Annotated in this window: 23 protein-coding genes; 3 read left to right on the top strand and 20 right to left on the bottom strand. The window is 38.0% G+C overall.

Annotated elements, in window-relative coordinates; genetic code table 11:
* From CYP64_RS01410 to CYP64_RS01380, 7 genes are all read right to left on the bottom strand, one after another.
* Window positions 1–462 carry a c-type cytochrome gene (locus CYP64_RS01410; RefSeq protein ID WP_072595068.1) on the bottom strand — a complete coding sequence of 154 codons (462 nt, stop codon included), beginning with the start codon at window positions 460–462 and terminating at the stop codon, window positions 1–3.
* Window positions 462–1,010 (bottom strand): c-type cytochrome, encoded by a 549-nt coding sequence (locus CYP64_RS01405; RefSeq protein WP_103648392.1) that lies wholly within the window; start codon window positions 1,008–1,010, stop codon window positions 462–464. Before CYP64_RS01405 ends, CYP64_RS01410 begins: the two co-directional genes overlap by 1 nt.
* On the bottom strand, window positions 1,007–1,684 hold the full coding sequence (locus tag CYP64_RS01400) for a 4Fe-4S dicluster domain-containing protein (protein ID WP_084041224.1): 678 nt from the start codon (window positions 1,682–1,684) through the stop codon (window positions 1,007–1,009). Before CYP64_RS01400 ends, CYP64_RS01405 begins: the two co-directional genes overlap by 4 nt.
* The gene (locus CYP64_RS01395; RefSeq protein ID WP_103648391.1) at window positions 1,677–2,933 is read right to left on the bottom strand and encodes a nitrous oxide reductase family maturation protein NosD; all 1,257 of its coding nucleotides are present in this window, start codon (window positions 2,931–2,933) and stop codon (window positions 1,677–1,679) included. The genes CYP64_RS01400 and CYP64_RS01395 overlap by 8 nt, the downstream gene beginning before the upstream one ends.
* Entirely contained in the window at window positions 2,926–3,681 is a 756-nt protein-coding gene (locus tag CYP64_RS01390) for a cytochrome C (protein ID WP_103648390.1), read from the bottom strand. Before CYP64_RS01390 ends, CYP64_RS01395 begins: the two co-directional genes overlap by 8 nt.
* A gap of 82 nt (window positions 3,682–3,763) precedes the next feature.
* Window positions 3,764–6,352: a Sec-dependent nitrous-oxide reductase gene (nosZ, locus tag CYP64_RS01385; RefSeq protein WP_103648389.1), complete on the bottom strand. Its 2,589-nt coding sequence runs from the start codon at window positions 6,350–6,352 to the stop codon at window positions 3,764–3,766.
* A 12-nt stretch (window positions 6,353–6,364) separates the two neighbouring features.
* Entirely contained in the window at window positions 6,365–7,183 is an 819-nt protein-coding gene (locus tag CYP64_RS01380; RefSeq protein ID WP_103648388.1) for an ATP-dependent protease, read from the bottom strand.
* 418 nt (window positions 7,184–7,601) lie between these two features.
* On the opposite strand from CYP64_RS01380, the gene moaC reads away from it, so the two are divergent.
* The 3 genes from moaC to CYP64_RS01365 are packed head-to-tail and all read left to right on the top strand — an operon-like array spanning window position 7,602 to window position 9,568.
* Entirely contained in the window at window positions 7,602–8,078 is a 477-nt protein-coding gene (gene moaC, locus CYP64_RS01375) for a cyclic pyranopterin monophosphate synthase MoaC (RefSeq protein WP_180996951.1), read from the top strand.
* On the top strand, window positions 8,053–8,319 hold the full coding sequence (locus CYP64_RS01370) for an HP0495 family protein (protein ID WP_021091143.1): 267 nt from the start codon (window positions 8,053–8,055) through the stop codon (window positions 8,317–8,319). Before moaC ends, CYP64_RS01370 begins: the two co-directional genes overlap by 26 nt.
* 10 nt (window positions 8,320–8,329) lie before the next feature.
* Window positions 8,330–9,568 (top strand): hypothetical protein, encoded by a 1,239-nt coding sequence (locus CYP64_RS01365; protein ID WP_103648387.1) that lies wholly within the window; start codon window positions 8,330–8,332, stop codon window positions 9,566–9,568.
* Between the two features lie 107 nt (window positions 9,569–9,675).
* Here CYP64_RS01365 and CYP64_RS01360 read toward each other — a convergent pair whose 3' ends face one another.
* From CYP64_RS01360 to CYP64_RS01300, 13 genes are all read right to left on the bottom strand, one after another.
* On the bottom strand, window positions 9,676–10,470 hold the full coding sequence (locus CYP64_RS01360) for an undecaprenyl-diphosphate phosphatase (RefSeq protein WP_103648386.1): 795 nt from the start codon (window positions 10,468–10,470) through the stop codon (window positions 9,676–9,678).
* Window positions 10,471–10,526: 56 nt separating this feature from the next.
* Window positions 10,527–12,437, bottom strand: coding sequence for a transketolase (tkt, locus tag CYP64_RS01355; protein WP_103648385.1), 1,911 nt, complete (start codon window positions 12,435–12,437; stop codon window positions 10,527–10,529).
* Between the two features lie 134 nt (window positions 12,438–12,571).
* The gene (locus CYP64_RS01350) at window positions 12,572–13,471 is read right to left on the bottom strand and encodes a polyprenyl synthetase family protein (RefSeq protein WP_103648384.1); all 900 of its coding nucleotides are present in this window, start codon (window positions 13,469–13,471) and stop codon (window positions 12,572–12,574) included.
* Complete coding sequence (locus CYP64_RS01345; protein WP_103648383.1) at window positions 13,468–14,577, bottom strand: DUF7488 domain-containing protein; 1,110 nt, start codon at window positions 14,575–14,577, stop codon at window positions 13,468–13,470. The genes CYP64_RS01350 and CYP64_RS01345 overlap by 4 nt, the downstream gene beginning before the upstream one ends.
* A complete protein-coding gene (locus tag CYP64_RS01340; RefSeq protein WP_054197266.1) occupies window positions 14,574–14,888 on the bottom strand; it encodes a YbaB/EbfC family nucleoid-associated protein in 315 nt (104 codons plus the stop codon). The genes CYP64_RS01345 and CYP64_RS01340 overlap by 4 nt, the downstream gene beginning before the upstream one ends.
* 3 nt (window positions 14,889–14,891) lie before the next feature.
* Window positions 14,892–15,239 (bottom strand): aspartate 1-decarboxylase, encoded by a 348-nt coding sequence (gene panD, locus CYP64_RS01335; protein WP_002941539.1) that lies wholly within the window; start codon window positions 15,237–15,239, stop codon window positions 14,892–14,894.
* A gap of 2 nt (window positions 15,240–15,241) precedes the next feature.
* Entirely contained in the window at window positions 15,242–16,525 is a 1,284-nt protein-coding gene (locus tag CYP64_RS01330) for a UDP-N-acetylmuramoyl-L-alanyl-D-glutamate--2,6-diaminopimelate ligase (RefSeq protein WP_103648382.1), read from the bottom strand.
* Complete coding sequence (locus CYP64_RS01325; protein WP_021091130.1) at window positions 16,503–17,057, bottom strand: hypothetical protein; 555 nt, start codon at window positions 17,055–17,057, stop codon at window positions 16,503–16,505. The genes CYP64_RS01330 and CYP64_RS01325 overlap by 23 nt, the downstream gene beginning before the upstream one ends.
* Window positions 17,044–17,319 (bottom strand): NifU family protein, encoded by a 276-nt coding sequence (locus CYP64_RS01320; RefSeq protein WP_021091089.1) that lies wholly within the window; start codon window positions 17,317–17,319, stop codon window positions 17,044–17,046. The genes CYP64_RS01325 and CYP64_RS01320 overlap by 14 nt, the downstream gene beginning before the upstream one ends.
* Before the next feature lie 207 nt (window positions 17,320–17,526).
* Window positions 17,527–18,444, bottom strand: a complete 918-nt coding sequence (locus CYP64_RS01315) for an NrtA/SsuA/CpmA family ABC transporter substrate-binding protein (RefSeq protein ID WP_103648381.1) — start codon at window positions 18,442–18,444, stop codon at window positions 17,527–17,529.
* Window positions 18,445–18,520: 76 nt separating this feature from the next.
* Window positions 18,521–19,213, bottom strand: coding sequence for an ABC transporter ATP-binding protein (locus CYP64_RS01310; protein WP_103648380.1), 693 nt, complete (start codon window positions 19,211–19,213; stop codon window positions 18,521–18,523).
* A gap of 2 nt (window positions 19,214–19,215) precedes the next feature.
* Entirely contained in the window at window positions 19,216–19,959 is a 744-nt protein-coding gene (locus tag CYP64_RS01305) for an ABC transporter permease (protein ID WP_103648379.1), read from the bottom strand.
* Window positions 19,956–20,564, bottom strand: coding sequence for a hypothetical protein (locus tag CYP64_RS01300; RefSeq protein ID WP_103648378.1), 609 nt, complete (start codon window positions 20,562–20,564; stop codon window positions 19,956–19,958). Before CYP64_RS01300 ends, CYP64_RS01305 begins: the two co-directional genes overlap by 4 nt.
* Window positions 20,565–20,637 lie beyond the last annotated feature (73 nt).

Here is a 20,637-nt window from a genome sequence, read left to right as displayed (position 1 = left end):
TTACTTTTTAAATTTAGAAATTTCATCTGCAAGGCTTTCAAGCTCGCTATCACTAACATTTGTAAGTAGCCCTTTCATAAGTGAGTTTTGCACCTTACCAGCTTTATAATCAGCCAGTTTTTTAAGTAATTCATCCTTACTTAGGTGTGTTATATCAGGAGCTACGATGCCTTTCGCATTTGCACCATGACACGGGGCACAAGTTGTTAGATATTGCTTGCTAACGCCTTCATTGTGCACTTTAGCCACACTTAGACTTAGCTCTTTTACCTTTTTTAGCTCATCTTCGCTAGCAAATTCTTCACTAGACTTTGGCTGCTCTTTTGTAAAATTTTGCTCTACTTTTGGCTGAGCATTAGTTGCTACCTTTTCCTTTTTAGGCGGAGTCTGGCTTAACATAAACACCATGATACCGCAAATTGCTACTGCTAAAATAATGGTTATAATCTTTCCTACTTTCATTATTTGCTCCTAAATTGTGTATTAAAATCACTGATTTCTTTAGCTAAATTTCTGATTTCACTATCATCCATTTTTTTAACAAGATCTCGCATCAAGACATTGACTTTCTCTTTATTTTTATAAGCATTTATCATTGTATAAATTTCATTTTCACTTTTTGTTAAAAGTGATGGCCCGATGATGCCATTTGCGTAATCATCGTGACAAGCTGAACATTTTGTAATGAAGTTTTTGCTAAGCCTACCCTTTATAAGTCTTAAATTTATAGTTTGAAGAGGGGTTCTTACCATTGCTAAAGCACCGATTTGACGGCTTACATTATTATCTTCAAGTCCAAATTTTACGCTCTTTTCACCGTGCATATCGTATTTTATGAAGTCATTTTGTTTATTTGTGCTTTGGTTATTTTCTTTTTTTTCAACCTTTATGCTAGCACTCGTGGCTACATTTATTGGTTGCTCGTTAGCTGCTTTTTGCGCTTTGTCATCGCTCTTTTCACAGCCGACAAATAGCAAAGCAGCAGCCACTAAAGACATTATTAATCTCATTCTTTCTCCTTATAAATTTCATCATAACTCATTTTTGGGGCAATATTTATAATTTTTACAGGGCAAACCTCAGCACACACCCCACACCCAACACAGCCATGCTTTATGAGTGGTAAATTTGCTTCGCTCATTACTATTGCACTATCGCCAACTGGGCAAATACTGACACAAAGGTCACAAATTTGACCGATTTTGCCTTTTATCTTATCTTTTTCTGCCTCTTCTCTATCGTTATAAACTTTGCGAACAAGCAAATCTTCAACGCTATCTTCGCTTAGTTTTTCTCTTTTTAGGCACATACAGGCATTTGCATTACTCAAGACAGCAACGCCCATTTTCACATCATCAACAACTTTTGTAGCATGATCTAACGCACCACTTGGACAGGCAAGCACACATGGGAAAAGATCACATAAATAGCAACCTCTCTTTTTAGGATCGATGTATGCTGTACCATTTGAATATCCATCTTTTATATCAAGCAAACTTATACTGTGATAAGGGCATACCTGCACACACTGACCGCATTTGACACAAAGATCATCGAAGTCATCAACCGCACCTGGTGGTCTAAGATAGAGTTTATCGCCGCTACTTTTTGGCAAAATTTTACCTATGCCATATCCTGCGGCAGCTGCGACTGAACCTAAGATTATAAATTTTCTTCTATCCACGTTTTGCCCTTAACGCGTTAAATTTTGAAGTATCAAGTGGTTTTATCCTTGGCGTGCTATCTTCAAGTAGCTTTACTGGCTCAGAAAATGGCGCGAGTTTGGCTAAAAAATTTAAGATACTAAAGACACTTGAGCCATAGAAAAACTGCAAATTTGGATAGTACTGCCAAAGTTGATCGGCATACGATAGATGCATAAACGGCGTATCGCCATAGCCATCTTTATCTCTATCAAAGCTCTCATACTCATCATAATAATTTTTACTCCACCGATTTAATGCCATTTTATCACCTGGAGTGTCGTTCGCAACGATATCCATATTGCCTATAAAATCATTATTTTCAAATATACTTGTCCCCTGAGTAGCGTGAAAATATACGCCAACTACGTTGTGTAAAATTTTATTGCCTAAGAAATTTATCGTTGAGCCTGGCTGAAACGGCGAGTTATCGAGCAAAATTCCTCTTGCATTATAGATAAGTGTATTGTTTTCGATAGTAAAATTTGAAACATCTTTTAGACCAATGCCAATACCAAAAGCGCCGTCGCTATCCATAACAAGATTATTTTTTATATTTGAGGCAGCTGAGTACATAAAAAACATACCAACCGCATTACCAGTAAATTCGTTATTTTCTACTAAATTTTGATTCGCATACATAAAGTGAAGCGAGTATCTACCGCGGATCGCTTTATTTTTTAAAAATTTATTGTGACTTGCATACCATGCAACCATATCGCGGCTATCATAAATATAATTGCCTTCGATTAAATTTTCATGGCTATACCAAAGTCTAACCGCATCACCTCTAAAGCCAAGACTGGCCCCCTTTTTAGAAGTGATGTTATTTTCAGTGATCTTTGAACTACTGCACTCTTTAAAATCAACCCCAAAAAGCACATCACTCAAGTCATTTTGCGTAATCAAGACATTATTTGCTTTATCACAGCCAATGCCAGCATCTAACTCACCAAGGTCATTTCCGCTACCGCTTATCTTTAAATTTCTAAGCGTAACATTTGAGGCAATAATCTTTACAACTGTGCCTTTACCATTTCCTTTTATATGAGCGTTTTTGCCCTCGCCAACGATACTAAGAGGCTTATTTATAGTTATGCTTCCTTCATAGATGCCGTCCCCTAGCTTTATAACATCGCCAGGGCTAGCGTTATTTATTGCATCTTGAAGGATATTTGCGGAGCTAAAAATAGGCAAGAAAGCAAGGGCAAAAATAAAAATTTTACGCATTTAGCTCTTTTTTCTTTGAAAATACTGCAAGTATGCAAAATGCACTCATAGCAATCATAACCCAAAATCCGATACTTGGATAAGAGTGAGTTGTAAATTGTGCAACGCTACCATCGCCTAGAACTGTTGGCATAAATGGTTTAATCTTAAATGCGCCCCACTCTTGCATATTGTGTCCATACCAATAAAGCCATCCTGCAAATGCGCTCATAAATAGCACAGGCGCGATAATCGTTGGAACCATAAGAAGTGAGTTAAATTTGCCGTTGTAATATAAAAATGCAAGCATGCAAAGTGTTGAAATAAGCAAATAATAAGGCGCTATCGCTCGCTCTAAATTTCCACCATGCTCCATAGGATACATACCGATGTAGTGATTTATCGTATTCATCTCATGCACGTCACCACTATATCCATCTACGTGAAAATATACAGGAATTCCATCAGGAAAGGCTGATTTTGGATAATTTGGAGCTTCAAGAGAGACGTACCAGATAGGAAAAGATGGTGTGCCTATCTCTGCTTTTTGTTCGATCATCTTATGAAGATCGCTTGCTACATCTTTTGATAAAAGGTGATTTTTATACTGAAATGAGCTATAAAGATTATAGATACCGTAAGTATAAGATGGTAGTTCATCACCATCAGCTATACGCTCTTTTGCTCCGTGCCAACCAAGAACAGGCAAAGTAAAACAAACAGTCATTAAGACAAGTGCAACAATGGTATAAATTTTATATTTACTCATGATCTCTCCTTTAAATTTTAGAATTTCACTCAAAAGAGTTAAATTTTAAAATTTAAAAAGGGGCAAAACGCCCCTTTAAAAACTACATACCAGCGTTTTCATCTACCCATTTTAGGTATTCGATGATATTCTTGATCTCTTCATCACTCATATGCTGATTTGGCATTCTAAGGTTAAAGTAATCAATCATTGATTTAATGTAGTCGTCATTATAGAACTTAGCAGGATCTTTGATAAATTCTGCTACCCATTTTTCGCCGTTTTCATGTCTTAGTAAAACACCAGTTAGGTCTGGGCCTGAGCTTACTTGACCGATAACGTGACAACCATTACATCCGCCTTTTAGATAAGCCTCTTCACCTTTTGCAGCAGCTGGGCTCATCGGAGTTGCGATCTCTTTAGCTAGGTTATTTTTAGCTCTTAAGCCAACGTCAGCTGTTTTAACCATGTATTGCCATACTTGGTACTCCCAAAGGATAGCGCCGTTTACGTCGCCTTTTTTATAAGCTTCGTCAGCTTTAGCTTTTACCTCTTTGATGTGACCGTATTGATCAAGTGCGTCATCAACCAAAGCTTTTACTTTTGGATATTTCTCATAATGTTTCTCTTTTAGGTATTTAACAACCTCTTGGATAACATCGTCAGTTGCCTTATTAGTTGCGATTACTTTGTCGTATTCGGCTTTTAAAGCTTCTGGGCTTAGAGTTTTTAGCTTGTTATTTTTAACAGATTCATATTTTTTATTTGGATCTTTAACAAGTAAATAACCCATCATCTCTAGGTGAAGCGCTGAACAAAACTCGGTGCAGTAGTATGGGAAGACACCTTCCATATCAGCTACGAAATTTACTGAAGCAGTTTTGCCAGGCTCTAGTGACGCATGGATGTTGTAAAGGTCAACTCCAAAGCCGTGAGTCTCATCTTGGGCACGCTCTAGGTTTGTTAAGTGAATTGTTACATTATCACCTTTATTTACCTCGATGTGCTCTGGGTTGATGTGACTTCTGATCATTGTCGCATAGACAGTTACATTTTTACCGTTTCTCTCAACTCTTTCTTGACCAGCTAGAGTTGCATATGGGCTAGCCTCGCCTGTTCTTGAGTTTGTGCCCATGTTGTAAGTAAGCGCTGGGCTTAGTTTGCTAGCAGCTATTGAAACAACATCGTGTGGCTCGCCAAGTGGGATAGGCATATCATAGATTAGATCCATTTTTGCACCAGTGATGTCTATTAGCTGGTGATTTTGTGGATGAAGTGGACCAACTGGGCTAAAGCGATCGATTGAAAGTTTATCAAGTGCGATTGCATATTTGCCAACTGGTTTTGCTGATTTGCCCTCCATTGTATCAAGGTGGCCGATATTGTAGTGAACATTTATCTTATCAAGCACTTTTAAATTTTTATAGTCCCATTTTACGATTTGACTATCAACGTAAAGTGAAGTATAAAGTACGCCATCTTGTGAGTCAAATGATGTATGCAGTGGTCCAAGGCCAAGTTCGACTTGTCCGTGCATTGACTTTTCTCTATCTAAGATAGGAATTCCGTATGGGTCAGTGCCAGCATACTCTTTTTTGTCGATTAGCTCTTTGATCTTTCTAAAGTCATAAACTGATGCGTGAGTATCAAGCTTGCCGCCAATAATGATGTATCTACCATCTGGGCTTACGTCACAACCATGTGGGCTCTTTGACTCTGGGATCAAAAATAGCGCACCTGCTTTTACAGCAGCGTCTATTGTAACTACCTTGTGTCCATTTATAACTTTGTAGTTTTTCTTGTCTTGAACAAGTTTTTCTAAAATTTTCCAGTTATAAACGTGTAAGAAGTCAGTGTCATTTCTACTTGCACCTGCTTCAAATGGAGGGAGACCTTTTTCGATACCGCCGGTATACATCTCAGTATTTATTGAGTTTGTAAAGCCCCAGCCGTAGCTCTCGCCTTTACCAGCATCACTTAGATCTTGCCAGTATGGTGGAAGCTCAAGAGAAAATGACTCTTTCTCATCGATCTTACCTTTTGAATAGTCAAATTTCCAAAATGTTACAGCACCTCTATAAACTGCTTCATAATCGTCTATTGAGTGGTAGTTGTTATCAAGTGGGGCTGCATATTGGCTAGCTTCGATAACATACTCGCTATTTGGAGTGATGAAGCTACCGCCGTGCTCACTCTTCATGATAGGGTTTACAACGATTTGAGTTGTCTCAAAGTCATGCAAATTTATAACTGCGATTCTTGGGTTAGCTTTATCGTTGATAAATAGATAATCACCAACATACTCACCATTTTTCTCAGTAAAATTTGGGTGGTGTGTATCGCCCCATGTTATCTCTTTACCCCTGATGTTGCCTTGTTTCAAAACAGCTTTTGACTCATTGTCATAGCCATATCCTTGCCAAGGCTCTGGTGTGAAAACGCCGATGTATTTATAAATTCTCATCGACGGAACGCCATAAACTAGCACTTGACCGCTTTGCCCGCCAGATGAAAAGACGATGAAATCATCTTTTTTACCGCTAGGCTGATAAGTTTTAGCAGCTGCAAGAACATCTTTTTCGCTTAGCCCACGCTCTTTCATGACTTTTTCAAGGTCACTACTAGCAGCACAAGCAGTCGTTAAAGATAGCCCAAGCAATGCAGCACTTGCGACACAAAATAACTTTTGCATTTACTCTCCTTTTTAAAATGAATTTATCTCTAAACTCTTTATCTCATTGTCTAAATTTACGCCATTTAGGACGCCTTTATCTATAAAAATTCTTTTTATCTCATTATTAAAAAGAGCCTTTTGTCCTTTTAGCTTAAGATCTTTGTCAAATTTATAGACTACTCCATCCCCATCACCTATAAAAATTTCATCCTCCATACACGCAAGAGCTGAAATTTTAGATTTTAAAACTTGCTTTTTAATTCCACTTTTAAAATCTAAAATTTCTCCATCTCTAAAGCCAAGCAAAATATCATTCCCTTTAAATTTACAGGCACTAAGTGGAGCAAAGCCGACACGCTTTTTCTCTTTTAAATTAAGCTCTTTATCAAGCAAAAATGCTTTGCCATTAAAGCTTGTAAAAAATAGCTCGTCATCAATTGGCAAAAGGCTTAAAATTTTATAAACATCTTTATAATTTTTAGTTAAAAGTTTATTTAGATTTTTATCAAAAACGCCTATGCTGACTTCATTTGCCATATCGCAAACTACGTAAATTTTATTTTTAATTGCCGTAATTTGTGAAATTTTACAGCCGACATTTGGCATGGCAAATAAGAAATTTCTCTCATTTGCCACCTCGATAATCTCATTATTTAAATTCGCGATATAAAAGAATTCTCCATCATTTCCGCACTCTTGATTTTTATAAATCGTCTCTTTTAGATCCAAATTTTTAATCTGTCCATCTTTTATAAAGACGATGCTTTGGTTGCTTTCATTAATAAAGCAGCCTAATTGCTGGGCAAAAGCTGTTATCAAAAACAAACTTATACAAAGCAGAATTCTCATAATTCAAGGCACTTTCATCATAAATTTAATAAGCAAGAAAACTATACATACTTAACTCTTAAAAGCAAATTAGCGATTAATTTATTTTTCTAAGCTTTTAAAGAAAAATATCTATAAATTTTTTTAAATTTCATTATTTACATTATATAGACATTATGATTTAATCAATACTAATATAGTTTTAATAAAATTTATTATCCATAAAACTCTTTATTTTAGGTATTTTATGCATTAAAAATTAAATTATAAATAATTTATTAAAAAAATTATTTAAATTAAATAATTATATTAAGGAATGAGAATTCTCTTTAGTATTTAAGTAAAAAGCTTAAATTTATGTATTTGATATATTTTTAGCTTAAACCTATTGATAATTTAAATTTGTTTAAATAGGCTATAATCCGCCAAAAAAGGAGAGATAATGCTAACGCATTTAGATGAGAAAGATCGTCCAAAAATGGTCGATGTAAGCCCAAAGGATCCTACAAAAAGAGTAGCAACTGCTAGCGGGATCATCAAGATGAGTAAAGAGGCCTTTAAAGCGATAAAAGAAAATACTGGTAAAAAAGGTCCAGTTATCCAAACGGCTGTCGTTGCTGCGATAATGGGAGCAAAAAAGACAAGCGAACTAATTCCAATGTGCCATCCACTAGCTATTTTAGGCGTGGATTGTGATATCGAAGAGCTACCTGAAATTTGTGCTTTTAAGCTTTATGTGAGCGTAAAAATAGAGGGTAAAACAGGCGTTGAGATGGAGGCATTAACTGGCGTTAGCGTGGGGCTTTTGACCATTTATGATATGGTAAAAGCTATAGATAAAAGCATGGAAATAAGTAATATCGTGTTAGAGAGTAAAACAGGAGGAAAAAGTGGCGAGTATATGCGATCTAAATAACAAAAAAGCAAAAATTGATTACCCAACGCATTGGGAATATAAAATAATATTTGATGCAGATGTCAATGTAGAAGAAAAGGTAAAAGAGATAGTAAAAGATAGAGAATTTAAGCTAGTCTTTTCAAAATTTAGCAAAGATAAAAAGTACGCAAGCTATGATCTAGCCGTGCTAGTTTTGAGCGAAGAAGAGAGGCTAGAGATATTTTCAGCACTAAAACACGAAGCAAAATACGTTTTATAAGGTAAAAGATATGAATAATTTAGAACAAAATTTACATGATTATAAAAGCAGTGATGGCTTATTAATAAGTATAAAAGCTCTTTGCAATAACTTCTTTCAAGATGCTGCGAACAAAGATATAAATGCTTTGCCAGAAATTTTAAAGACTAAAATGAATGAGCTTTATGACAAGATGAACAAAGAAGATCTCATAAATGCAAAAAATCTAAAAAGTGCCATGGAGGGGATAAATCAAGCCATTGTCGGTGCTGAAGAAAAGGCACTTTACGAGCTACTTGATAAAAAAGATGAACTAAATCGTGCAATAGAAGCAAAACGTGAAGAGATAAAAAATAAGCTCAAAATTTCATTTGAGGCAGCCGAAGAAGTCGTAAAAGATAGAAATTTTAGTGAAAAAGAGGAAATTTTAGAGCTTTTAAATAATGCAATCATTAGAGAAACAAGGCTTCTTGGTATCTTAAAAGAAAGTGCTCAAATCGCATTTTTAACAACTCTTGAAGGTGCAAAAGATGTCGAAGAAACAGCTGGTGCGATAGCTAAAAATATGACCTATGTTGCGATAATTGGAGGAGAGTTTAGCAAAGAGCGAATACTTGAAATTTCAAAAAACATCATCATAGCAGCGGCAAATTTAGCAGACGAGGGTCATATCTTTGCAAAAGAGTTGATAAGTGGGGCGATAAGTGGCACAAGAGATGGTATTTTAAGGGCTATAGAAAAACTTAAAGATGAGGCGAAATTTGCTCCAGATGAGCTTAGGCTAAACTCACAGTTACTAAACTTAAAAAATATTGATGAAGAATTTATATCCTTGCTTAGGGAACTTGAAAAGGAATTTGAAGGTGTAGCAAGAAATGAGATCGAAAATGTGATAAATAGCGAGCTAGATACAAACCTAGCAAAATTTAAACGCATTAGCGATCAAGCAAGAGAGCAGATTATTTCAAGGATAGAAGAGTTAAAGTCAAACGGCATGGCAAAGCTTATGAGTGAGGCAAATAATAAATTTGAAGCCTTAAAGCAAGAGCTAAATGACAAGAGCAAAAAGCTAAAACTAAATTTTGATACAAACGATAAAATCGAAGAGATCAAACAAGAGATCGCTAATCTTGAGAAAAAAGCCAATGAAAAATTTGAAGACATCAAACAAATTGACATCAAATCAGAAGCCAAGAAATTTGGAGATAGGGCTTATCAAGCTGCAAAAGATCTGTTAAATGTTATTAAAAAAGATAAAAAAGAGGATTAAATTACCAAGCTTATCTTGAAATTTTTTCTGAAAGATACTCGAGTTATATATTCTTGCCAAGTGTGAAAATTTTCCACACTTGGCCTTTACTTTTTAAAGCTTTAAAATCATAAAAATAGATAAAGTAAAAATGCTCCTAAAATCAAGCGGTAGATGACAAAAGGCAACATTCTAATCCTTGAGATGATACCCATAAATAACTTCACGCACACGTAGGCACTAACAGCACTTATGATGACACCAAGGGCGATGTCGCTCCAAGGAAGCGCATTTGGATCTTTTATAAGCTTGATACTCTCAAGCCCACCAGCTAGGATAATGACTGGGATCGACATCAAAAATGAGAAATTCGCACTTCCCTTGTGGCTAAAACCTAAAAATAAGGCTGCTGTCATCGTCACACCTGATCTTGAGACGCCAGGGATGAGCGCCACAGCTTGAGCAAGGCCGATAATAAGCGCAAATTTTATGGTCATTTCATATTCGCTTTTGTTTGATGAGCGAAGATCCGCAAAGTAAAGTGCTATGCCAAAGACGATCGTAGTAATAGCGATCACAACGCCGCTTCTTGCATATTCTTCGATAATGTTGTTAAACAAAAGTCCAAAGACCCCAACTGGAATGGTAGCAAAGCCGACACACCAAACAAGCAAGCTATCGCCTACCATCTTTCTTTGTGCGATAGAGGCAAAAAAGTCACGAAGTAGCTTAAAAATCGTATCTTTAAAATAAAAAAGTATCGCGCTTAACGTGCCAACGTGTACTGCCACGTCAAAAGCAAGCCCTTGATCTGGCCAGCCAAGTAGCTTTGGCACCAAGATGAGATGAGCCGAGCTAGATATCGGCAAAAATTCGCTTATACCTTGCACCAAGGCCAAAACAATAACGTGAGAAATTTCCATAAAATGCCTTTTTGATTTTAGATTGCAGTTGGGGATTTTACTCCCCAAGATTAAATTTATATAAGTTCGCTAGCAAAATTTGCAAGTTTTTGCGGAGTAAATCCAAAGTGATCAAATAGCTCGTTAGCCTTTCCGCTAGCGCCAAAGCTATTCATGCCATAAACTGCATCGGCAAATTTATACCACTCATAGCCAGTTGCGGCTTCAACTGCAATGATCGTCGTGTTTTTGTCTAAAATTTTAGCCACGTATTCATCTGGCTGCTCGCAAAGTAGGTCAAAGCAAGGAGCTGACACGATGTTTGCACCAATGCCTTGTTCGCCAAGAATTTCAGCTGCCTTTACACAGAGTGAGACCTCGCTACCGCTTGCTATAAATGTGATCTTTGCATCTTTTGGCGAGCTTAAAAGATATGCGCCGTTACTCACCTCTCCGAATTCGCCTTTTGCAAGTGGATCAAGCCCTTGACGGCTAAGCACAAAGGCACTTGGAGCGTTTAAATTTAGAGCCACTTTCCAGCTAGCTGCATTTTCGTTGCCATCAGCTGGGCGGAAAGTGTAGAAATTTGGCATCGCTCTAAATGTGCTAAGCTGTTCGATAGGCTGGTGCGTCGGACCATCTTCGCCAACGCCGATACTATCGTGCGTGAAGACAAAAAAGTGTTTTATGGCCATTAGCGCTGCTATCCTCGCACTTGGCTTTAGATAGTCGCTGAAAATGAAAAATGTCGCTGAAAATGGCAAGAAAAGGCCATATCTGGCGATACCGTTGTTGATGGCCGCCATGGCGTGCTCTCTGATGCCGTAGTGGATATTTTTGCCATTTGGGAAGTCGCCCATACCCTTTAGCTCAGTCTTATTTGAAGGAGCTAAGTCAGCGCTGCCGCCGATAAAGCCAGGTAGTTTTTTAGCTATCTCATTTAAAATGACATGGTTTGTATCTCTTGTGGCTAGCTTCTTGCCGCTAAAGTCTGGAAATTCGATCTTACTAAAGTCTGGATTAAGAAGCGAGTTTAGTAAATTTTTGCCTTCAATGCTTAGTGCCTCAACCTTTTTGTTCCACATCGCTTCTTCAAGATCGCCCTTTTCAACTGCACCTCTAAATCTTAAAAGTACGTCCTCATCAATGGCAAATTTCTTCTCAGGGTCAAAGCCAGCTGCAGCCTTTGCCTTTTTAATGATCTCTTCGCCAAGTGGTGCGCCGTGGCTGTGGTGACTTCCTTCAAGCTCCATTGCACCACGTGCTATGCGTGTATTTGCGATGATAAGATATGGTGACTCTTTCTCGTTTGCCTGCTCTAGTGCAAATTCGATCTGATCGTAGTCGTGTCCATCGATACGCGCGACTTCCCAGCCTTGTGCCTCAAACCTCGCTTTTACATCCTCACTAAATGCTATCGCTGTGTCGCCCTCGATCGTGATATTATTTGAGTCGTAAATGAGCACAAGGTTGTCTAGTCTTAAATTTCCAGCTACCGAACATGCTTCGTAGCTTATGCCCTCTTCTAGGTCGCCGTCGCCGCAAAGGCAGTAAATTTTATGATCGATTATTTTATTATCTGGCTCATTTAGCACATTTGCAGCGTATTTTTCTGCCATGGCTAGACCAACTGCGTTTGCTACGCCTTGGCCAAGTGGGCCAGTAGCCATTTCAACGCCTGGAGTGTGAATTTCTGGGTGTCCTGGGGTGTTTGAGCCAAGTTGGCGAAATTTCTTAAGCTCATCTATGCTTAGATCGTAGCCGCTTAGATGTAAAAAGCTGTAAACCAAGCTTGATGCGTGACCACCGCTAAAAACGAGCCTATCTCTGTTTAGCCATTTTGGATTTTTTGGATTGTGTTTTAAAAAGTTGCTTAAAACCACCATAATATCAGCTAGACCCATAGGCGCACCTGGGTGTCCGCTGTTAGCGTTTTGCACCATGTCAGCGCACAAAAATCTTATAGTATCGGCTTGTTTTTTTAGCATATGATCTCCTTTTATTGCGCCAGATTATACAAAAAAGTGATTAAAACTTGCCTTGCATTTTTGTCCAAAATGTCTAAATAGTAATATAAATTTTTTAAATTTTTAGTAGTAAAAAAGCTAGAAATTTCTAGCTTTTATCTAAGGTGTTTATCCGTAAGCTCCAAGATCATCTTTGCTATGCCAGAGTCTATCTGATTTAGTACCTCTTCTATCTCGCAAATAAGCTCATCTTTTTTCTTTTTAGCGCCAGATAGACCTAGTAAATTTGTAAATGAGTTTTTCGCTAGGTCGTTATGCACAGGCTTTCCAGCGGCCGCTTCGTCGCTTGTAAGATCGATGATGTCATCTTGTATCTGAAAAGCAAGGCCGAGCTTTAGTCCGATATCATAAATTTTCTCGCACTCACTATCGCTTAAATTTACTATCACAGCACCCATTTTTAGGCTAGCAGCGATCAGCTTTGCGGTTTTGTGGATATGTAAAAAGGCTAACTCATCAAGGTTTAGCATCTTACTAGAGAGGCCAAATTTAGCCTTTGCACTTTTAATGTCCTCTTTGTCTGTATTTTCAAAAAAACAATCCAGTGCCTGACCTAGCACCATACCGCTAACGCCAGCATTTTCGCTTAAAATTTCAACGCATTTTATACGCGTGTCGGCTGATAAATCGGCATGTGAAATTTCATAAAAAGCATGCGTATTTAGTGCATCCCCTGCAAGTATCGCAGTCGTCTCGTCGTATGTGACGTGAAGTGTTGGTGTGCCACGTCTAAGGCTTGCGTTATCCATAGATGGCAGATCATCGTGGATGAGCGAGTATGTATGCATCATCTCAAGTCCCAAAGCCACTCTCATGGCCTTTTGCGTGAGGCTTTTATCCACGCTTTCCACCACGCCAAGAAGTAAAAGTGCCCTAAAGTGCTTGCCTCCAGCCTTTAGCATAATGCCAAGCGCCTCCTCGTAATAAGGGTGAAAGCTCGGCGCCTTTGGCAAATTTGCGTTTAGAAATTTTACAAAGTCCTCAAGCAAGCTCATTTTGGCACTCTTGCAAAAAACTGAAAGTCATTTCTAGTAAATAGAAGCGTAAAATTTTTTAATTCACCAAGCTTCTCTAAAAGCTCTTCACGGCTACTCACACTTTGTTTATCAAAACCCAAAATTTTATCGCCGATCTTGATACCAAAAATTTCTGCATTTGACTTTGGCTCGACCTTGGTAACGACTAAATTTTTATCCACCGTGATACCATAATCCACCAAAATCTTATCATCAAGCATTGTTTGTGGCTCTTTTGGCATGGTGTTGAAATTTGGTATATCAAGGCTTGAAGGGGCGTCTACATCGAGGCTTTGGTTAAATTTCACATCCCCACTTACTGGCACTTGAAAGAGCATTTCTTGCTTATCGCGCTTCACGATGATGTCAAGCTTTGCGCCTTTTGGAGCAAAAAGCACCATTTCATTTAGCTCTCTTAAGCTCTTTGGCTTGATGCCATTTACACTAACTAGCTCATCATCGACCATCATCATCTTGCCACGACCCAAAGGATCGACAAGACCTACAAAAAATTTATCCTCTTTTTGTAAAAATTTCACGCCGATATCACCGTAGTAGACGTCATCGTAAGATACAAAGTGCTTTAGATAGCGATTTGGTATAAATTTATCAGCTCCAACAGCTATGCCTATCATCTTGCAGCAAGGCGTATTTATCTCACCAGTTGCGTTATACTCGAAGCTTAGCGTATCAAAATCGCCTAAATTTTGTCCCAAAGACTTAATGTGACCCATAACGGTATTATTTGCGTCATTTAAAATGCCTACCCAAGTACTCTTTTTTATGCGCTCCTCGTTGGTCTCATCAGCCATAACAACAGGGCTTAGCTCCTTGTTAGAGCGAACCAAAAAGAGCTGCAAATATGGGTCAAATTTGACATATTCGCCAAGTGGAGCTCCCTCACTTTTTGGTACTGCGATCAAATTTTTAGTGATAGCCACACCAAAGTGTTTATTTACCGAGACGATTGAGTTTTTGTTCTTTTCAAAGCAGGCGTTAAAGTCCTCTTGCGTAGGCCTAGGATCGGCGTTTAGACAAAGCGCTGATAGCAAAAAAGCAAGGGCAAATTTATATTTTAGTCTCATTTTATCCCCATCGAAGCAAGACCGCCAAGCATCCTTGAAGCGGTGTTTTTCTTATCAGCTTCAACTGATTTTAGCACGTCATTTACGGCGCTTATTAGTAAAATTTGCATACTCTCTTTATCTTCAAGCAAGCTATCATCTATACTGATATCAAGTATCTCGCCACTGCCGTTTGCTCTCACGCTCACCAGCCCACCGCCACTTTTTGCTCCAAATTCTTTATTTTTGCTCTCTTCTTCTATCTGTTTGGCCTGTCTTTGCACATCCTCGAGCATCTGCCCCATCTTTGAAAAGTCAAATCCCTCAAACATCGCCTACTCCTTTATGATCTCGTTTTTGTTATTTACGTGCACGATGGTTGGCTTAAATTTCTTAGCCTTTTTAAATTTCATGCTAGCGTAAGCCACGATGATGACCACATCTCCTACGCAGACCTTTCTAGCAGCTGCGCCGTTTAGGCAAATTTCGCCTTTTTTGCCCTTTATCACGTAGGTGGCAAATCTCTCGCCATTATTTACATCTAAAATTTCAACCTTTTGATTTTCTATCAAATTTGCAGCTTTTATAAGCTCCTCGCCGATGCTGATCGAGCCAACATAGTTTAAATTTGCGTCTGTTACGACGGCTCTGTGGATCTTACTAGCTAAAATTTCTATATTCATTTTTACCTCTTTAAAAGCTCTTTTACTACTTCTTTGTCGCTAAATTGGTGCTTGACGCCATTTATCTCTTGATATGGCTCGTCGCCTTTGCCAAGTATGACAAGCGCCCAGCCAGGCTCTAGCTTGCTAATGGCTAGCGCGATCGCCTCTTTGCGGTTGGCGTTTCGTATCAAATTTTCATTTTGGCTCATGCCAGCGCAAATTTCATCAATTATGCTCTCTGGCTCTTCGCTTCTTGGATTGTCGCTTGTGACGATGCAAATTCTTGCGTATTTTTGGGCTATTGCTCCCATTTTAGGGCGTTTTGTCCTATCTCTATCGCCGCCTGCACCAAAGACTGCGATCAAATTTAGATGTCTAAGCGAGTTTAGCACCTTTTCGATACCATCTGGCGTATGAGCAAAATCCACTATTACTAGCGGATCGGTGCTAACCACTTCCATTCTGCCACTAACCCCTTTAAATTTGCTTATCGCCTTTGAAAGCGCGGTCGCGTCTGGACGCTCTAGCAAGCAAACAGCGCCAAGGGCTGCAATTAGGTTGTAAAGATTAAACTCGCCTTGCAAGCTTGAGTCTATCTCCACATCGCCATTTGGCGTCTTGATAACCGCATCTATGCCGTCCTTTAGCCCATAAACTACCGGCGCAAAGCTGGCTGGTTTTTTAAGCGAATACGTATAAGCGTTTTTTGGATTAAATTTAATGCCATTATCATCAGCATTTATAAGCTTCATGCCATCATCATCAAAAAAGCTCGACTTTACCCTAGCGTACTCCTCCATGCTCTTGTGGTAGTCGAGGTGGTCTTGAGTCAAATTTGTAAAAATTTTTAGAGCAAATTTCAAGCTCTCTATACGCTTTTGAGCGATCGCATGCGAGCTAACCTCCATCACGAAGTACTCGCAGCCTTGCTCGCTGGCTGCTTTGAGGTATGAAAGAGTCCTTAAAATGGCACTCGTCGTAAGCGCCTTGTCATCTATCTGCTTGCCCTCTACAAATGCCCCTCTAGTGCCACTTAGGCCGCATTTTTTGCCTAAATTTCGCAAAGTCTCATAGATAGCCGCAGCCGTTGTGGTCTTGCCATTTGTACCTGTGATGCCGACTATCTTTAAGTTTTCGTCTATTTTTAAAAGCTTCTTGCACTCTTCAAGGCTGATTATTTTAGCGCCATTTTTTACCGCTGCCTCTGCAAATTTTGCGTTTGCAGCAGTTTGCACGAAAAATGAGCCATTTTCGCACTCATTTGAGTCATCTGTTATGAAACTATTTTCTACTGATATTTTCATCGTTTTGTCTTTTTTGTATCTCTTTAAAAAGCTGATCTATGCGCTCATCGCCACCAAACATCACCGCCGCACTCTCAAGATAGTTTATGCTCATTTCGATGAAGTCATTTTTTATCAAATTTCCTAAAAATTCTAAAAAATCATCTTTGTTTGAGATCATTACCTTGGTTGAGAACATGATATTTTCAAAGACCTTTTTGAAGCTCCCATCCTTATAAACAGCCTTTTTAAAGTCCTCATAGCTGATCGCATCTTGCTCTTCAAAATACTCATCGCTAGCTAATCTTGATTCTAAAATTTTTAAAATTTCATCCATTCCTTCATCATCTTCGCCAGCTCTTAATTTATCCATAAAATAGTCAAATAAAAGTTTTGCTTCCTCTGCATTTTTCTCGCCAAGGGAGCAAATTTGTATCAAAAATAGTAAATTTTTATCCTGTGTCTTTTCGTAAGCTAGAGAGAAGTAAAAGATCGCTTCTTTAAATTTAGAACGTTTGAAGTGTTTAATGCCTATTTTTTTATAATCTATCAATGTCAAATTCCTCGCCAATCGGGATATTTACGACCTCAAGCTCTGGGTGAATATCCATACGAAGTTGTCTTTCGAGTCCATATTTTAGTGTAGTTGTGCTAGCTGCACATCCATGACAATGCCCTGTAAGTCTTACATAAATTTTGCCATTTTTTATGCCAAGTAGTTCCATGCCACCGCCATCATTTTCAAGCATCGGTAATACCTTTTGCAAACTCGCACTGACTGGTTTTAAAAGTTCTTCATCGCTAAATGGGATCATATCTTTTCCTATTAAATTTTTGGGCTATTATAGCAAAATAAAAATGCAAAAAATAATGGCTATATTTTTGCTTAGTGCTAATTTTGCTTTGTAATGTAAACCTTTTTGATACGCCTAGTCAGCTTTAGTTTTTAAATATTTGAGCTAAAATTTAGTAAATTTTTGATTATTAGTTTTAGGATAAAAGGGCAAATTTGCCCTTTTTGTTTAATCTATTAGAAGTGATTTTATATCTACTTTTTGCTCGATCATCTTGCTCTCAAGCATAAATTCTTGCGTAGCTTCAAGTGCTTTTATATCTTCAGGCGTGATCTTTGGACTAAAGTCATACTGCGGATACATACTTTTTACCGCCTCTATGCTAAGCCCGGTCTCTTCAGCCGTAAATTTTAATGCCTCTTCCTCATTTGCTTTCATAAAAGCCAAAATTTCATCTTGAGCCTTTTTAAATTTTTCAACTAGATCTTTATGCTTTTTGTAAAATTCTCCACTTGTGGCAGTGACGATGACTGGAGTGATAACGCCCTTGCCTGTTGTTACGACACTAAGACCTGATTTTTTAGCATTATAAGCAGCTGGTCCTGCAAGAAGCGCTGCATCGACGCTACCATTTTCAAGTGCAGCTTGTGCAGCTGGGATACCCATAGAAACGAACTCTACATCATTTATGCTAAGCCCTCCAAGAGCAAGATACCTAACCAAAAGCTCATTTAATATCGTACCTTTTGGGCCTGCTATTTTTTTACCTTTTAGGTCTTTAGCGGTTTTTATGCCTTTATCTTTAGCAAATATCGCAAAAGCTTCAGGTGCTCTTGAATAGGCACTTATGATCTTTATGCCAGCTTTGTTTGCCGCGGCAAGTATGACTGAAGTTCCGCCCACGCAGTTTAGAAACTGGAGCGAATTTGAAGCTAGAGCTTGAGTCTGCTTTGCACCTGATGTTATCTCAGAGTACTCAACTGGTATGCCAAAAGATTTAACATAAAAGCCCTTAAATTTATCGACGATTGAGGGGACGTTTAGCGGCGATTTGACGTAGGTCATGCCGATCTTATCTAGCTCACTTGCGTTTGCGACTAGACAAAGCAAAGAGGCTGCACACAAAATCTTAAAAAACTTTCTCATATTTGCTCCTTTAAAAATTTTCCAAATTATATAACTTTTTGCTTCGTTTTGGTTTTAATTATCATTTTATAAAATGCTAAATTTCACTCAAAATTTTACGCTTTAAATTTATTAGTTCATCGCAAAGCAAATCTCTTGGCTTAGCTAGATTTGATAGATCATAGCTTGATTTCATCCCACCTTTTTCAAGCAAAATGATCTCATCTGCTAAATATAGAGCTTCATCGACATTATGAGTGACAAAAATGATGGTTTTACCGGCTTGGAGCTTTAAAATTTCAGCCTGCATGCTGGCTCTCGTAAAAGCATCAAGTGCTGCAAATGGCTCATCCATAAGGATCAAATTTGCTTCATATGCAAGCACTCTAGCAAGAGAAACGCGCGAGCTCATGCCGCCAGATAGCTGCGAAACAGCGGCAAATTTAAAGTCGCTAAGCCCTATCATCGATATGAGCCTATCTATCTTTACCTCGTCTATCTCATGCTTTTTAAGCGCAAATACGATATTTTCATAGACATTTAAAAAAGGCATGAGCCTAGGCTCTTGAAAGACAAAGCCAATCTTTGCTTGCTCTTTAAATTTTATCTCGCCTAGACTTACGTCCTCAAGTCCAGCAATAAGCCTTAAAAGAGTCGTTTTACCACAACCACTTCTGCCAAGTATAACGGTGATCTTCTCTTTTTTTATAGTTAAATTTAGCTCTTTTAAAACATCAATGCGCTTGTCATTAATAAAAAAATGCTTGGATAAATTTAAAATTTCTATCATTTTTAACTTCGCAAAAGGCTAAATTTAGATATCAAAAACAAAAATATCCTATCTATGAGCACGCCGCAAATTCCTATCGTAAAAATGCCAACAAATATCCTATCCGCGCGCGAAAGCTCCTCCGCATCTAGTATGAGATAGCCTAGCCCGCTAGAAGCTGCGATCATCTCCGCTCCCACAATCGCTCGCATCGCGTAGCCAAAACCTATGCGCATACCTACAAAAATATCTTTTATGGCATTTTTTAGGATGATTTTGTAAAAAATTTCAAATTTACTAAAACAAAAAATTTTACCAACCTCAATAAGCTTCACATCGCAGCTAGTTAGCCCTTTTGAAATACTTAAAAACATTGGAAAAAACGATGCTAGGATGATAATAATAATTTTTGGTGTTTCGTTTATACCAAACCAAAGTACCAAAATAGCAATAAGGCTAAGTGGCGGAACATTTCTAAAAAATTCTAAAATCCACTCATAATAAATGCTAGCTTTTGGAAATAGCGCCGCCACTCCGCCAAAAGCAAATGCCAAAATAAATGCAAAAGCATAGCCAACAAATATACGCTTAAAGCTAATCATCACATGCGTTATTAGCTCGCCGCTTAAGCTCATGTCAAACATCGTTTTAAGTGTCGTAATAGGACTTGGCAAGATATAGGGCGTGAAAATTTCTAGCTCGCAAACGACCTGCCAGAGAGCAAAGATCACTAGGATCAAAACGCTCTTTTTAAAAATTTCTATCACAGCCCATCTCCATTGTGACAGCCGTTTTCGCAGTATAAAAGCTCGATGATCTGATAGTTTTTAAGCTCGCTAAATTTATATGAAAATGCGTTTTGTATCTTTTCTTTGCTACACAAACTTAGTGTTTTTATGCCTAAATTTTCAAAAAATCCAGGTGGGATCGGGCTTGATTCTATTTTGCTTATTTGTAAATTTATGTCGTTTAGCTCTTTAAAATTTTTCCATGTTAAAAATGTAGTTCGCTCTAATTTTAAAGAATTTCCAAGCTCTGCCAAATCCTCACAAGGCGTTGTTATATAAAGCCACTCATCTTCTTTTAACTTCGAGCTAAGTTCAATGGCGCTTTCAATTAAAATGGGATTTAAGCTTGAAATATTACTTGAAAATTCTTTGAAATTTGATCTTATAAAATTTACAGCTCTTGGACAGCGACTGTCTAAAACCATGCCTTTAGAGCATAAATTTTTATATGAATTTTTAACATCGCTAACATGATCTTTTTCGCACTCTGCTATGTTAAAGCCCTTGTTTTGCAAAAGCTCTTTTAGCGCAGAGAAGTCATACATATTTTTTACAACGGGATTTAGCCAAAGTAGCTTTCTCACGAGTTCTCCGTAATTTTAATAATAGAAATCAAGATTCTATCATTTAAAAATTTAAACCAAGTAAAAAGAGCTG

This window comes from Campylobacter concisus (genome assembly GCF_002913945.1).
Classification (GTDB): domain Bacteria; phylum Campylobacterota; class Campylobacteria; order Campylobacterales; family Campylobacteraceae; genus Campylobacter_A; species Campylobacter_A concisus_P.
This window is presented reverse-complemented; position numbering and strand designations above follow the sequence as displayed.

Bases quoted from the DNA above. Each gene is read 5' to 3' on its own strand.
- CYP64_RS01345 (WP_103648383.1), bottom strand. From the start codon at position 14,577: ATGAGACTAAAATATAAATTTGCCCTTGCTTTTTTGCTATCAGCGCTT.
- CYP64_RS01340 (WP_054197266.1), bottom strand. From the start codon at position 14,888: ATGTTTGAGGGATTTGACTTTTCAAAGATGGGGCAGATGCTCGAGGAT.
- panD (WP_002941539.1), bottom strand. From the start codon at position 15,239: ATGAATATAGAAATTTTAGCTAGTAAGATCCACAGAGCCGTCGTAACA.
- CYP64_RS01350 (WP_103648384.1), bottom strand. From the start codon at position 13,471: ATGAGCTTGCTTGAGGACTTTGTAAAATTTCTAAACGCAAATTTGCCA.
- CYP64_RS01360 (WP_103648386.1), bottom strand. From the start codon at position 10,470: ATGGAAATTTCTCACGTTATTGTTTTGGCCTTGGTGCAAGGTATAAGC.
- CYP64_RS01315 (WP_103648381.1), bottom strand. From the start codon at position 18,444: ATGAGAAAGTTTTTTAAGATTTTGTGTGCAGCCTCTTTGCTTTGTCTA.
- CYP64_RS01310 (WP_103648380.1), bottom strand. From the start codon at position 19,213: ATGATAGAAATTTTAAATTTATCCAAGCATTTTTTTATTAATGACAAG.
- CYP64_RS01410 (WP_072595068.1), bottom strand. From the start codon at position 462: ATGAAAGTAGGAAAGATTATAACCATTATTTTAGCAGTAGCAATTTGC.
- CYP64_RS01320 (WP_021091089.1), bottom strand. From the start codon at position 17,319: ATGATCCCATTTAGCGATGAAGAACTTTTAAAACCAGTCAGTGCGAGT.
- CYP64_RS01390 (WP_103648390.1), bottom strand. From the start codon at position 3,681: ATGAGTAAATATAAAATTTATACCATTGTTGCACTTGTCTTAATGACT.
- CYP64_RS01365 (WP_103648387.1), top strand. From the start codon at position 8,330: ATGAATAATTTAGAACAAAATTTACATGATTATAAAAGCAGTGATGGC.
- CYP64_RS01405 (WP_103648392.1), bottom strand. From the start codon at position 1,010: ATGAGATTAATAATGTCTTTAGTGGCTGCTGCTTTGCTATTTGTCGGC.
- CYP64_RS01395 (WP_103648391.1), bottom strand. From the start codon at position 2,933: ATGCGTAAAATTTTTATTTTTGCCCTTGCTTTCTTGCCTATTTTTAGC.
- tkt (WP_103648385.1), bottom strand. From the start codon at position 12,437: ATGCTAAAAAAACAAGCCGATACTATAAGATTTTTGTGCGCTGACATG.
- nosZ (WP_103648389.1), bottom strand. From the start codon at position 6,352: ATGCAAAAGTTATTTTGTGTCGCAAGTGCTGCATTGCTTGGGCTATCT.
- CYP64_RS01330 (WP_103648382.1), bottom strand. From the start codon at position 16,525: ATGAAAATATCAGTAGAAAATAGTTTCATAACAGATGACTCAAATGAG.
- CYP64_RS01380 (WP_103648388.1), bottom strand. From the start codon at position 7,183: ATGAGAATTCTGCTTTGTATAAGTTTGTTTTTGATAACAGCTTTTGCC.